Annotated in this window: 13 protein-coding genes; 8 read left to right on the top strand and 5 right to left on the bottom strand. The window is 61.1% G+C overall.

Annotation, left to right across the window (positions count from 1 at the left end; genetic code table 11):
• Positions 1 to 30: 30 nt before the first annotated feature.
• From AC1D2N_RS14755 to AC1D2N_RS14780, 6 genes are all read left to right on the top strand, one after another.
• Positions 31 to 1,677 (top strand): ABC transporter substrate-binding protein, encoded by a 1,647-nt coding sequence (locus AC1D2N_RS14755; RefSeq protein ID WP_130653919.1) that lies wholly within the window; start codon positions 31 to 33, stop codon positions 1,675 to 1,677.
• Between the two features lie 58 nt (positions 1,678 to 1,735).
• Entirely contained in the window at positions 1,736 to 2,713 is a 978-nt protein-coding gene (locus AC1D2N_RS14760) for an ABC transporter permease (protein ID WP_018246558.1), read from the top strand.
• A gap of 1 nt (position 2,714) precedes the next feature.
• Positions 2,715 to 3,593 carry an ABC transporter permease gene (locus AC1D2N_RS14765; RefSeq protein ID WP_018448569.1) on the top strand — a complete coding sequence of 293 codons (879 nt, stop codon included), beginning with the start codon at positions 2,715 to 2,717 and terminating at the stop codon, positions 3,591 to 3,593.
• Positions 3,590 to 4,393: an ABC transporter ATP-binding protein gene (locus AC1D2N_RS14770; protein ID WP_047617924.1), complete on the top strand. Its 804-nt coding sequence runs from the start codon at positions 3,590 to 3,592 to the stop codon at positions 4,391 to 4,393. Before AC1D2N_RS14765 ends, AC1D2N_RS14770 begins: the two co-directional genes overlap by 4 nt.
• Positions 4,390 to 5,289, top strand: coding sequence for an ABC transporter ATP-binding protein (locus tag AC1D2N_RS14775; protein ID WP_047617922.1), 900 nt, complete (start codon positions 4,390 to 4,392; stop codon positions 5,287 to 5,289). Before AC1D2N_RS14770 ends, AC1D2N_RS14775 begins: the two co-directional genes overlap by 4 nt.
• 70 nt (positions 5,290 to 5,359) lie before the next feature.
• Positions 5,360 to 6,040, top strand: coding sequence for a spermidine synthase (locus tag AC1D2N_RS14780; RefSeq protein ID WP_047617920.1), 681 nt, complete (start codon positions 5,360 to 5,362; stop codon positions 6,038 to 6,040).
• 3 nt (positions 6,041 to 6,043) lie between these two features.
• Here AC1D2N_RS14780 and AC1D2N_RS14785 read toward each other — a convergent pair whose 3' ends face one another.
• Together AC1D2N_RS14785 and AC1D2N_RS14790 are read right to left on the bottom strand one after the other, a co-directional pair.
• Positions 6,044 to 6,835 (bottom strand): HpcH/HpaI aldolase family protein, encoded by a 792-nt coding sequence (locus AC1D2N_RS14785; RefSeq protein ID WP_047617918.1) that lies wholly within the window; start codon positions 6,833 to 6,835, stop codon positions 6,044 to 6,046.
• A 45-nt stretch (positions 6,836 to 6,880) separates the two neighbouring features.
• Entirely contained in the window at positions 6,881 to 7,084 is a 204-nt protein-coding gene (locus tag AC1D2N_RS14790; protein WP_130653920.1) for a hypothetical protein, read from the bottom strand.
• A 584-nt stretch (positions 7,085 to 7,668) separates the two neighbouring features.
• Here AC1D2N_RS14790 and AC1D2N_RS14795 point away from each other — a divergent pair.
• Positions 7,669 to 8,601, top strand: a complete 933-nt coding sequence (locus AC1D2N_RS14795) for a hypothetical protein (RefSeq protein ID WP_047617913.1) — start codon at positions 7,669 to 7,671, stop codon at positions 8,599 to 8,601.
• Between the two features lie 127 nt (positions 8,602 to 8,728).
• Here the strand turns inward: AC1D2N_RS14795 and AC1D2N_RS14800 are convergent, their stop codons facing one another.
• Positions 8,729 to 9,634: a choline sulfate utilization transcriptional regulator gene (locus tag AC1D2N_RS14800; RefSeq protein ID WP_130653921.1), complete on the bottom strand. Its 906-nt coding sequence runs from the start codon at positions 9,632 to 9,634 to the stop codon at positions 8,729 to 8,731.
• A gap of 126 nt (positions 9,635 to 9,760) precedes the next feature.
• On the opposite strand from AC1D2N_RS14800, the gene betC reads away from it, so the two are divergent.
• Positions 9,761 to 11,275: a choline-sulfatase gene (betC, locus tag AC1D2N_RS14805; protein WP_130653922.1), complete on the top strand. Its 1,515-nt coding sequence runs from the start codon at positions 9,761 to 9,763 to the stop codon at positions 11,273 to 11,275.
• Between the two features lie 18 nt (positions 11,276 to 11,293).
• On the opposite strand, the gene AC1D2N_RS14810 is transcribed toward betC, so the two are convergent.
• On the bottom strand, positions 11,294 to 12,154 hold the full coding sequence (locus tag AC1D2N_RS14810) for a sugar phosphate isomerase/epimerase family protein (RefSeq protein WP_130653923.1): 861 nt from the start codon (positions 12,152 to 12,154) through the stop codon (positions 11,294 to 11,296).
• Between the two features lie 66 nt (positions 12,155 to 12,220).
• Complete coding sequence (locus tag AC1D2N_RS14815; RefSeq protein ID WP_130653924.1) at positions 12,221 to 13,591, bottom strand: amidase; 1,371 nt, start codon at positions 13,589 to 13,591, stop codon at positions 12,221 to 12,223.
• Between the last annotated feature and the right edge of the window lie 181 nt (positions 13,592 to 13,772).

Here is a 13,772-nt window from a genome sequence, read left to right on the forward strand (position 1 = left end):
TCTCACCGCATAAGAAAAGGGGAATAACACATGAAAAAATATCTTCTCGCAGCCGCCGCCCTGACGCTGCTTTCGGGATCTGCCGTGGCGCAGACGATCCTGACGGCGAATATCGAGCCGGCGACGACCTGGGTTCGCAACTTCAATCCGTTCAACCAGACCTCGTCGCGCCAGTCCACGCTCGACTTCATCTACGAGCCGTTGGTCATCTTCAACCGCTTCGACAGCAACAAGCCGGTCTATCGCCTGGCCGAAAGCTTCAAACTCTCCGACGACCTGAAGAGCATCGATTTCAAGCTGCGCCCGAACCTGAAATGGTCGGACGGCAAGCCGTTGACCGCAGCCGACGTCAAGTTCACCTATGATTACCTGAAGAAGTTCCCGGCGCTCGACTTCGTCAGCATCTGGACCTTCATCACCGATATCCAGGCGGTCGACGCCCAGACGGTGCGCTTCACGCTTGCCAATCCGAGCTCGCTCGCCGCCGAGCAGATCTCGCAGCTGCCGATCGTTCCGGAACATGTCTGGAAGGACGTCGCCGATCCGGTCACCTTCGCCAACGAGACCCCTGTTGGCAGCGGCCCGCTGACGGAAGTGCCGCGTTTCACCGGCCAGACCTACGATCAGTGCCGCAACCCGAACTATTGGGATAACGAGCATCTGAAGGTCGATTGCATGCGCTTCCCGCAGCTTGCCGACAACAACCAGATGCTGACCGCAACGGCCGACGGCACGCTCGACTGGGGTGTCTCCTTCATTCCCGATATCGACAATGTCTACGTGTCCAAGGATCCGGCGCATTTCCACTACTGGTATTCGCCAAGCAGCATGGTCGCCTTCCTGTTCAACTTGGAAACGGCGAACGAGAACAACAAGAAGGCCTTCAACGACCTGAAGTTCCGCCGCGCCGTCTCGATGGCGCTCGACCGCAAGACGATGATCGACGTCGCCGGCTACGGCTATCCGACGCTGAACGAAGACCCCGGCCTGATGGGCGAGCTCTACAAGAGCTGGGCGGACCCATCCGTCAAGGCCGACTTCGGCAAGTTCGCAGCCTATGATGCCGACGCCGCCAAGGCCCTGCTCGACGAGGCGGGCTACAAGGACAAGGACGGCGACGGTTTCCGCGACAATCCCGACGGCACCAAGATCTCCTTCTCGATCATCGTCCCCAGCGCCTGGACCGACTGGATCGACACCGTCAACCTCGCCGTCGAAGGCATGCAGGCGGTCGGCATCGACGCCAAGATCGAAACGCCGGAGGAAGCCGTCTGGACCGGCAACCTCATCAACGGCACCTTCGATGCGGCGATCAACAGCCTGCCGGCATCGGCTTCGCCCTATTACCCCTACAAGCGCGCTTTCAGCGCTTCGGATAAGGGCAAGACCCGCTTCACCGCGCAGCGCTGGTTCTACCCGGAGGTCGAGAAACTCGTCACCGAGTTCACCCAGACCGCCGATCTTGCCAAGCAGAAGGACGCGATGAACAAGGCGCAGCGCATCGTCGCCGAAAACATGCCGATGATTCCGGTGTTCAACAATCCGAACTGGTATCAGTACAACACCAAGCGCTTCACCGGCTGGTCGACCAAGGAAAACCCCTTCGTCAATCCGTCGATCTCGCGGACCAATCCGGCACGCCTGCTGAATCTGCTCGCTCTCGAGCCGGTCAAGTAAGCATCACGATCTCCGGAAGCGGCGTAGAAAGCGCCGCTTCCGTCACGACGGAGTCCCCATGGCTTTCCTGCTTCGCCGCCTCGTCTTCTACATGGCAGCCTTCATCGCGGCAGCGACGATCAATTTTTTCCTGCCGCGGCTGATGCCGGGCGATCCGGTGCAGATCATGTTCTCGAGCGCCGGCACCGAATTGCCGCCGGAAAGCCTGCAGGCGTTGAAGCTCACCTTCGGCTTCGTCGACGGTCCGCTCTGGCAACAATATCTCACCTATCTCGGCAGCATCTTCACCGGCGATCTCGGCCGCTCGATCAAGTATTTCCCGCTGCCCGTCACCTCGGTGCTCGGCCATGCGCTCATCTGGACGGTCGGGCTGATGGGCACGGCCACCATCGTGAGCTTCGCGCTCGGCACCTTCCTCGGCATCGTCGCCGCCTGGCGTCGCGGCAGCAAGTTCGATGTCGTCGTCTCCGTCGGCGCGATTTTTGCCACCTCGGTGCCGGCCGTCGTCACCTCGCTGATCGTGCTCTTCATCTTCGGCTTCACGCTCGGCTGGTTTCCGAACGGTTATGCCGCCGACCCATCACTCGATCCGGCCTTCAGCCTGCAATATATCGGCAGCCTCGCCTATCATGGCATCCTGCCGATGGTGACGCTCTGCACCGTGCTGATCGGCGGCTTCACCGTCACCATGCGCAACAACATGATCAACCTGCTCGGCGAGGACTATATCGTCATGGCCCGCGCCAAGGGCCTTTCCGACCGGCATGTGATGCTCTGGTATGCGGCGCGCAACGCCCTGCTGCCGACCGTCTCCAGCCTTGCCATCGCCATCGGCACCATCCTCGGCGGTTCGCTGGTGACGGAGGTCGTCTATAACTATCCCGGCCTCGGCAATATTCTCTATCAGGCGATCCTCGCCCGCGACTATCCCGTCATCCAGGGCCAGCTCCTCATCATGACCGCGACCATGCTGATCGCCAATTTTATCGTCGACGTCAGCTATGTGCTGCTCGACCCGCGGCTGAAGGGAGCATGAGATGAAGAACCTGCTTCAAAACCGCAAGGCGCTGATCGGCCTCGTCATCATCGCTTTCATCGTCTTCGTCGCGATCGCAGCGCCCCTCCTGACGCAATACGACCCGGCCGCCCGCACCGGACGACCGCACCAGGCGCCGTCACTCGACCATATTCTCGGCACCACCCGCATCGGCCAGGATGTCTTCGCCCGGCTGATCTACGGTGCCCGCACCTCGCTTGCCGTCGGCTTCGGCGCCGGCCTGCTGATCACTCTCGTCGGCACGGCACTCGGCATCATCTCCGGCTATCGCGGCGGCAAGACCGACGAGATCATCAGCTTCTTCACCAATATGGTGCTGGTCGTTCCGAACCTGCCGCTGCTCTTGGTGCTTGCCGCCTTCATCGGCCAGGCAAGCCCCCTCGTCATCGCCCTCATCCTCGGCGCCACCTCCTGGGCCTGGGGCGCACGCGTCACCCGTGCCGAAACGCTCTCCGTCAAGCAGAAGGATTTCGTCAAATCGGCCGAGATGATGGGTGAGCCGCAATGGCGCATCATGACATTCGAGATCTTTCCCAACGTGATTTCTATCGTCGGCATCAATTTCATCGGCAGCGTCATCTTCGCGATCATCACCGAAGCGACGCTGGAATTCCTCGGCCTCGGCGATCCGAGAGCGATCTCCTGGGGCACCATGCTCTACAACGCGCAGAAGGCCTCGGCCCTTTCGGTCGGCGCCTGGTGGGATATTCTCACCCCCTGCTTCGCGCTCGCCTTCCTCGGCATCGGCATGTCATTGCTGAACTTCGCCGTCGACGAGATCGCCAATCCACGGCTGCGCACCGGCAATCATCTGAAGCGCTGGTCCCTGCTCGTCCGTTCCGGGGAGGGCCGCCTGTGACGCAGCCGCTGCTCTCGGTGAGGAATCTGACAATCGATTATATCGGCGAGGAAAAGGATTTCCGCGCCGTCAAGGATGTCAGCTTCGATATCGCACCCGGCGAGGTCTTCGGCCTCGCCGGCGAATCCGGCTGCGGCAAGAGCACCATCGCTTTTGCCATCAGCCGCCTGCACAAGCCACCGGCGCTGATCCGCAAGGAAAGCCGCATCCTGCTCGATGGCCGCGACGTGCTCAGCCTCGACCGGCAGGCGCTCAGTGCGTTCCGCTGGCGCGAGGTCGCCATGGTCTTCCAGAGCGCCATGAACTCGCTGAACCCGGTGCTGCGCATCGAGACGCAATTCTACGACATGCTACGCACTCACAAGAACATGAGCCGCGTGGAAGCCCGCGAGCGCACCGCCGAGATGCTGACGCTCGTCGATATCGCGCCGGATCGCATGCGCGACTATCCGCACCAGTTTTCCGGCGGCATGCGCCAGCGCATCGTCATCGCCATCTGCATGGCGCTCGATCCGAAGCTCGTCGTCATGGATGAGCCGACGACGGCGCTCGACGTCGTCGTCCAGCGCGAAATCCTGCAGCGCATCAACGAACTGCGTCGCAGCTTCGGCTTTTCCGTGCTGTTCATCACCCATGATCTCGGGCTGATGGTGCAGTTCTGCGACCGCATCGGTATCATGCTCGCCGGCAAGCTGGTGGAGCAGAACACGGCCGAGGCGATCTACAGGACGCCCAAGCATGACTACACGAAAAAGCTCTGGGCCTCCTTCCCCTCGCTGCATGGAGGAGTGCTGCTATGACAGACGCCATTCTCGCACTCGACCAGGTGACGAAGACCTTCGGCCATGGTTCCGGAGCCGTGCATGCGGCACGCGCCATCTCGTTTTCGCTGCATGCCGGGCGGGCGCTGGCGCTCGTCGGCGAATCCGGCAGCGGCAAGACCACCTGCGCCCGCATGGCGATGCGCGAATATCTGCCGACATCCGGCCGGATTCTCTACAAGGGCCGGCCTGTCGAGGCGGCGAAATCCGCTGAGATCGCCCGTTACCGCCGGTCGGTGCAGATGATCTTCCAGGACCCCTTCGCCTCGCTGAACCCTGCCCACACCATCGCCCATCATCTTCGGCGGCCACTGAAGCTGCATCGTCCGGAGATCAAGGGGGCCGAGATCGACGTCGCGGTCCGCGAACTGCTGCAGCGCGTCAGGCTCGATCCCGATCTCGTCGCGCCAAAATATCCGCATGAACTCTCCGGCGGCCAGCGCCAGCGCGTCAACATCGCTCGCGCCTTGGCCGTCAAGCCGGAGGTAATCGTCGCCGACGAACCGACCTCGATGCTCGACGTCTCGGTGCGCCTCGGCGTGCTGAACCTATTGAACGAGATGAAGCAGGAGATGAATCTCGGCCTGCTCTACATCACCCATGATATCGCCACCGCCCGTTACGTCGCCGAGGACATCGCCGTGATGTATGCCGGCCAGATCGTCGAATGGGGCAGCGTCGCCAAGGTGATCGACAATCCGCTGCATCCCTATACCCGTCTGCTGCTCTCGGCCGTACCCGATCCGGATGTCCGCTTCGACGACCCGAAGGCCCGGCTGAGGCCCGACGAGGTGGAGGACATCCGCCGCCGCTCGGCCGTGCCGCAGGACAACATCGTCGAATTCGAGCAGGATCATTTCATGCGGATGATCTGAGGCCGGCTTGCTGGCCTCATCTAGTGCCCTATGCTAGGGGACGGTCTCTTTCATATGAGGCAAAACCGTCATGCTGCCCTGGATCCAGCTCGATTCCGCGACCATTCCCGGTGAAGGCGGCGAATTGCGGCTGAAGCAGCGCGGCAGCGAATTTTCGATCATGCTCGGCGCCAATGAGCTGATGAACAGCCGTCTCAGCGGCTCGGAGGAAGCGCTGGCAACACTTTCCTGGGAACGAATCAAGGCGCACCCGAAGCCAAGGATCTTGATCGGCGGGCTCGGCATGGGCTTTACCCTGCGCGCTGCTCTTGCCGTCCTTCCCGAAGATGCCGGCGTCATCGTCGCCGAACTGGTGCCTGCCGTGATCGCCTGGGCACGCGGGCCGATGGCCGAGGTTTTCCAGGGCTGCCTCGACGACCCGCGCGTCGGCATCCATCAGGGCGATGTCGGCGAGGCGATCCGTTCCGGTAAAGGCGCCTATGATGCGATCCTGCTCGATGTCGACAACGGCCCTGATGGCCTGACCCGCAAATCCAACGACCGGCTTTACGATTTCGCCGGCCTTCGCGCCGCCCGCGAGGCGTTGCGCGCCGGCGGCGTGCTCGCCGTCTGGTCGTCCGGTCCGGACCCCGATTTCACGCGGCGTCTCAAGGACAGCGGTTTTTCCGTCGATGCGGTCAACACACGCGCCAACGGCAAACGCGGCGGCGCCCGCCACGTCATCTGGCTGGCGGTCAAGCCGGCGAAATGACGTTCAAGCAGAAGCAATCCTCCGGGCGGCATCGATGGCACGGCGAGCGCCGGAGCGCAGCTGCGCTGTCTCGGCACCGGCAATGACCAGATCGAAGCCGAATTTCAGCAGCTCGCCGGCCCGCTCGCCGTCCCCGGCGAAGGCGCAGGCGAATTTGCCGTGGGCGCGGCAGCGCGAAACCGCATGCTGCATGGCGCTGTCGATCTCGGCGGCGTTCGGTGCCACCTGGTCGCCGTTCGATAGGGCAATCGAAAGATCGGAGGGACCGATGAAGATGCCATCGATGCCGGCAACGCCGAGAATGTCGTCGATCGCCTCGAGTGCTGCCCGGGTCTCGACCATGGCGATGGCGACTGTGAGCGCGTTGGCGTTTTTCAGATAATCATCGGCCGACAGGCCGGTATGGTTCAGCGCCAGCGACGGTCCCCAGCTGCGGTCACCAAGTGGCGGGTATTTCGTGGTCTTGACGAAGGCTTGCGCGTCTTCGGCCGAATTGATCATCGGTGCGATGATGCCGGAGGCTCCGGCATCGAGCAGGCGCGAGGCGGAAGCGAAATCACCGACCGGTATGCGTGCCAGCGCCGGCTTGCCGGCAAGCCGCACCTGGGCGACGGCGTTCGCTGCCGAGGGCATGTCCCACATGCCGTGCTGCATATCCAGCACGATGGTGTCGAAGGCCTCCTGCGCCAGGTGATTGGCGAGCGTGGCGTCGGGAATACCGATCCAGGCGGAGATCATGCCGCCCTGGTGGTTCCTGATCCGTGCCGCGAAACCGTCGATTTCCGCTGCGCTCATGCCATTCTCCTCAGTTCATTGGCTCGATCAGAAGGGTTCACGGCCTCATCCTCTCCGGTGTAGCCGCGAAAGGACGATCATGATCACGACTCCCAGTCCCGCCAGGATGGCTCCCCAAAGGATCCAGATCGTTTGCCTGATCATGAAGCTGGACGACGGATAGGGAAAATAGCCACTTCCCTGGCCGATCCAGATCAGTCCGAAGATGATCATAAGCACTCCGAGAACATATCCGATCGTTCGCCACATGCTTCAGCCGCCTTCCCTATCGATTCGATCCCACAATGGCGACCGGCGTCGTTCATGACAAGGCTTCTCCTGGGCACAAACGTCGGCGTTGAGGCGTGGTGAGCCGCAAGGCTGCTGCTAGCCACCCAGATCGGCGGTGCATCCATGTGGCGCTTTTGAAATCCCGATACAGACCAGGAGAACGAGATACACCCGCCCACTTACCGAATGCCCTCTCTATTGCTCATGTTGCATAGATCGCTAGCAAGCCACGATCCAGTACGGGAGGAAGAACTCCATCGAATCTCGCAAATCCGAAGGAATCACAACTCGCTGAAATCACTCAATTCTTTTTGAGGCAGCCTCTCATGCGCTTCAGCAACACAGCCATGGTCATAGTGATTATTGCTGTACGCCCAATGAATGACTTTAGATTCGTGAAAATATCAATCACTATGAGTCGCGTACGATCCCAACTAACGAGTCCAAGGCCGAACCATATTGCTTGGCTTTTCTTTGGTCTCTGATGATGTTTCACGCGAATTCTGCTGGGTAGAGCACGCCGGACATTGCCGTGCTGGAGTTTGGATGAAAAAGGTGGCGCCATGACCCATATTGCACTTCGCTCCCTAGCCAAGGGACTGGGTTCCTTTGTCCTTCCGCAACTGCGAAATACGCACGTAGAAGGGGGCACTGCTTCTGCGCGCCACTGTTATGACCTTTTCTTTCGCCACTACGGTCACCTAGCGCCTTGGCTGAACGGCAAAAGACCTGAAGTATTGGTCGAGGTCGGCCCCGGAAGTTCGCTTGGCGTTGGGCTTGCCGCACTGCTTGCGGGCGTCGACACGTACATCGGGCTGGATTTGCAAGACCACCGGAGCATCGAGCACGATCTTGAAGTGCTGAACGGTTTGATTGAACTCTTCGGCGAGCGGGCCGCATTTTGGGATAACACCGTATCGGGCGACATCTTTTTTCCGCCGTCACCGACAAACTTCGCCTGGGATCGGATAGATGGGATCGTGCAACAGCGCCTCAGTGGGGAGGCAATCGACGCGCTGAAGGCGGACCTCGTGAATGGCAGCGAACGATTAAAGTTCGTCGCACCATGGACCGATTTCAACGTACTGCAGGCGGGTGTGGCTGACTGGCTGATGACGCATTCAGTCATGGAGCACGTGGACAACCTCGTTGATACCTATATCGCTATTGCCCGGTGGCTGAAGCCAGGAGGGTTTGCGACGCACCTGATCGACTTCCAATCTCACGGTCTGTCAAGCGACTGGAATGGGCACTGGATTTTGAGCGCGCCCACGTGGACGATGATGCGTGGACGACGACCCTACCTGATAAATCGGAAGTGGCGCAGCCATCACATCAATCTGATGCAGGAGAGCGGCTTCGAAATCCTTGCGGAACTCCAGTACATCCGTACGGACGGACTAGGACGGAAGGAATTTCGAACGCCGTTCACGTCAATGCCAAATGGTGACGAAAAAGTTGCGATGAGTTTCTTTGTGACGAGAAAAATCGGCTAAGAGTCGGACTCGAAAAGGCTTCAACTATACCCATATCTTGCGAGGCGTCTGGTGAGCATGCGGATGTGGAGATGGTTATCCGGGATAACCGCCGTCAGAGCCCTTCCGCCATGCGGCGCGGCTCGAGCTAGCCGACCTTCCCCGCCTCGTTCATCAGCCAGGTGCTGAGCTTCTCGCTGTGGGCGCTTGATGATCGCGGCGGTACCAGCCAGTAACCGCGGTCGGCCGCCTCCAGCGGCGGGCTGGCTTCCACCAGCATCCGCGCCTGGAGAAGCGTATCGACCAGCCCCATCCAGCCGATCGCCACGCCCTGCTCGCTCAAAGCGGCCTGGACGACCAACGAGTAGGTATTGAAGGTGATATCGCCGCGGTCGGCATGAGCGTCGCGGATGACCGAGAATTCGGTAAAATAGCTTTGCCAGTCGAACCAGGGAGATGGCATCGGCGTGTCGAGATGGATAAGGATCGCCTCGGCAAGCTGTTTCGGATTATCGAACGGGCCGTTACGATCGAGAAATCCCTGCGTGCAGACGGGCACGACCTTTTCCTGCAGCAGAAGCGATCCGATGGCGCTGAATTCGGCCCGCGTACCGAAAACCACCACCACATCTCCATCGTCACGAAAGCCGGGCTCAAGCCTCTGGGTCGCGACGATCTGTATATCCGTTTCCGGATGAAGCTGGCGAAAGCCATGCATGCGCGGAATCAGCCAAAGCGCTGAAAAAGCATAGTCGGTTCTCAGTCTGACGACCGGCCTTTGAGCCTCAGTGCGGAAGCTGCGCGCCAGGGCATCGATGTCGCCGACCGCCTTGGCGGCGACCTGGAAAAGCCGCTCGCCCTCCGCGGTCAACTCGACGCCGCGATGCTGGCGGCGCAGCAGGTTGACGCCGAACTGCTCTTCCAGCCGCCGGATCTGATAGCTGACGGCAGGCTGCGTAAGGCCGAGAGCTGCTGCCGCGGCCGAAAAGCTGCCGAGCCTTGCGACCTCCGCGAAGATGCGCATCCACCCAAGCTCAGGCCGGCGGTCTGACATAAAAATTCCTTTAGGCAACGATCGAAAAAAGCCAGCTTTACAAGCATGATGATACTGGCTTTGATAAGATCCGCAAATAGCAAGGGGCACCCCTCAGCAGGACGGCCTTTGAGGAGACAATGTCACATGGCGCGTCCGAATATCCTCATCCTGATGGTCGATCAGTTGAATGGCACTTTCTTTCCCGATGGCCCGGCCGATTTTCTTCATGCACCGCATCTGAAATCATTGGCCGAGCGTTCCGTGCGTTTCACCAACGCCTATACGGCAAGCCCGCTCTGCGCACCGGCGCGGGCCTCCTTCATGTCCGGACAATTGCCGAGCCGAACCCGCGTCTATGACAATGCGGCGGAATTCGCCTCTGACATTCCGACCTATGCGCATCATCTGCGCGCTGCCGGATACCAGACGGCGCTTTCCGGCAAGATGCATTTCGTCGGCCCCGACCAGTTGCATGGCTTCGAGGAGCGCCTGACGACCGACATCTACCCCGCCGATTTCGGCTGGACGCCCGACTATAGCAAGCCCGGCGAACGCATAGACTGGTGGTATCACAATCTGGGTTCAGTCACCGGCGCCGGGATTGCCGAGATCACCAACCAGATGGAGTATGACGACGAGGTCGCCTACCACGCCGCCCGCAAGCTGTTCGATCTCTCGCGCGGACACGACGAGCGTCCCTGGTGCCTGACCGTCAGCTTCACCCATCCGCATGACCCTTATGTCGCGCGCCGCAAATTCTGGGACCTCTATGAGGATTGCCCGGCACTTGACCCGGCGGTTGCGCCGATTGCCTTCGAGCAGCAGGACCCGCACTCGCAGCGTCTGATGAAAGCCTGCGATCACGACGCTTTCGACATCAGCGATGAGCAAATCAGGCGGGCAAGGCGCGGCTATTTCGCCAATATCTCCTATGTCGACGAGAAGATCGGCGACATTCTCGGCGTCCTGGAACGGACCCGCATGGCCGAAAACACGATCATCCTGTTCGCGTCCGACCATGGCGACATGCTCGGCGATCGCGGCCTCTGGTTCAAAATGAACTTCTTCGAAGGATCGGCCCGCGTTCCGCTGATGATCGCGGCACCCGGCTGGAAGCCCAAACGGATCGACCAGCCCGTCTCCACCCTCGACGTGACCCCGACGCTGGCGGGTCTTGCCGGGATCGATATCGCCTCGCTGAAGCCATGGACCGAGGGCGAGGATCTCGCAGCGCTTGCCGAAGGCACCGGCAGCCGCAGCCCTGTGCCGATGGAATATGCCGCGGAGGGTTCCGAAGCGCCGCTCGTCTGTATCCGGGACGGACGATACAAGCTCTCGCTCTGCGAGAAGGACCCACCGATGTTGTTCGATCTCGAGACCGATCCTAGGGAATTCGACAATCTGGCGGCAGACCCGGCGCATGCCGAGACCTTGGCAAGGCTTGTCGAACAGGCCGGGCGACGCTGGAACCTTTCCGATTTCGACGCAGCCGTGCGCGAAAGCCAGGCGCGCCGCTGGGTGGTCTATGCGGCGCTGCGCAATGGAGCCTATTATCCGTGGGACTATCAGCCGCTGCAGAAGGCCTCGGAGCGCTATATGCGCAACCACATGGATCTGAACGTGCTGGAGGAAAACCAAAGGTTCCCTCGCCAGGAATGAGCAAGAAGCGCTTCTGATTTAAGCCGTCTTGCGCGCCGGCGCCTTGCGCAGGAAATCCTCGATGAACGCCTTCTGCAGCAGGATGCCATCCCATTCATCCGGGAAGAAGGGCGAGTCGTAGATCAGCGTGAAGGGACCGGCGTAACCGGCCCTCTCGCACATATCCAGGCACGTGCGGTAATCCTCGGCATCGAGGCCGGTAGCGCCGTAATCGGCCTTGGCATGGCAGATTTCTGCCCGGCCCATGATGTCGGCAAGGCCTTCATATTTGACCGGCGCCGGCCAGTTGCCGAGGTCGCCGTTGAGGCCGACCTTGCCGTCCAGCCGGTCCAGCAGCCAGTTCATTTCGATCGGCGACGGCAGCAGATCGAACCAGTTCTCGACGACGACGCGCACGCCGCTGCCTTCCGCCTTTCCGGCCAGCCAGTTCAGATGATGGGCGGCGCGGGTAAGGTTTTCCTCCGTCGGCTTCTGCTTGCCGGCAATGACGCGCATCCTCTGCGCCCCGAGGGCTGCGGCGATGTCAATCCACTCCGCCATCCATTTGACATCGCGTTCGGCCGTCTCCGGATGGCTTGGATCACCGTCCTCGACCAGCAGCGTCTGGAAGAGCACGTTCGAGGCCGCCATTGCGTCACGCAATTCGCCTATATAGGCGGTATCGAGGCTCGTCAGATGAAAGGAACAGATCTCCAACCGGTTGACGCCGCGCGCCGAGAGCGCCGCCGGCACGTCGATCAGTGCCGCGGCGCCGGGGCCATAGGGTTCTTTCGCCGCAGCACTTTTGTCAGGATCTGGGCTATAGGCATAAACGGCGCCGAGCAGCCGATGCAGCGACCATGTCGAAACCGCGAAACGTCCGTTTTGCAAAACCTGCACTTGCTTTCCTCCGGGATCTCCTCATGCCATCAATGGCAACTAAATCCGGCAGGTTCAATTGCCAATTCAGGCAAAATCGTCGCGGATGACCGGCTCGGCGGCAAGAGCAATCCCCAGCAGCGCTTCATCGCGATGGGCGGTGGCCGAAAGCAGCAGGCCGACCGGCATGCCAGCCTCGCCGGTGCCGCAGGGAATGGAAACGCCGCACCAGTCGAGGAAATTGCCGAGCGCAGTGTTGCGCAACGTCTTGTTGTTCGTCGCGAAGAACAGCTCGTCATCCTGCTCCAGCGGTCCGATCGGTGGAGCGACATGGGCAACAGTGGGAAAGGCGAGCAGCCGATCGCCGACCAGGCGCTCGACATCGGCGATCAGGCGGCGGCGCGCCTCGAGGATCGCCAGGTAATCCGGCAGCGTCGTCTTGCTTCCGAGACGGGTACGCATGACGACACGATGATCCATCTTGTCAGCGTCCGGTCCGGCCAAGCGTTCGCGGTGAAGTGCGAAAGCCTCCGCCGTGACCAGCGGACCATATCTCGTCATCAGATCGAATATCTCGTCAAAGGCGGGAATGACGGTGCGGGCAACATGGGCGCCGGCCTTTTGAAGACGTTCCAAAGCGGCCTCGAACGCGGCGACGACGCCGGGTTCGGCGCCGTCGAAGACGACGTTTTCGGGCACGATGAGTTCCAGCCCTTGCAACGGGCGTTCAATGACCGCGGGCGCCGTCAATCCGCGCATCGCCGCATCGATCCAGACCGCGTCCCTGACGCTGCGGCAGAGCGGCCCCAACGAATCCAGGCTCTTTGCCAGCGGATAGACGCCTGCCATCGCGTGGCGGCCGCGTGGCGCCTTATAGCCGACGATGCCGTTGAAGGCGGCGGGAATACGCACCGAGCCGCCGGTATCGGTGCCCATGGCGACCGGAACCAACCCGGCCGCGACGACGACGCCGGCACCCGAGGACGAGCCGCCGGGAATCCGTGGGAGATCGGTGCCGCGCGGATTTACCGGCGTGCCGTAATGCGGATTGATGCCGAGGCCGGAAAAGGCGAATTCGCTCATATTGGTGCGCCCGACGGCGACCATGCCCGCCTGCTTGAGCAAAGCGACAACAGCCGCATCGCGCTTGGCCGGCATGTCCTTTGCCAGAACGACGGAACCCGCCGTCGTCGGCAAGCCTTCGATGTCGAAAAGATCTTTCCAGGCGATCGGAATGCCGTCCAGCAATCCAAGCGAGCGCCCTTCCCGCAGACGTCGCGAAGAAGCGCGCGCCTCCTCCATCCCCCGGCTTTCGAGCAGAGTGGTGAAAACCGCCTTGTCGGCATGGTTCGCGATGGAATCGAAAACCGCCTCGGCCACCTCGACCGGATCGGCCGCGCCACCTTGAATGAGGACCGAAAGTTGCGCGACCGACATGGCGCCGAAGGATTTGCTCATGGGACTATCCAGAAGAAAGATGTTCCTCTCTGGACTACCCCGGATCATTCCGGTGAACCAGAGCTTCACGATATTTTGCGTTTATTGGTACGATTTTTTGAACACTGCGTTTGAATATCGCCCCTTCAATTGCCACGATCGAAGACACACATGCTGCACGCATGCGGAAGCGGTTCGGCAC

It is taken from the genome of Rhizobium sp. P1_B8 (assembly GCF_056406515.1).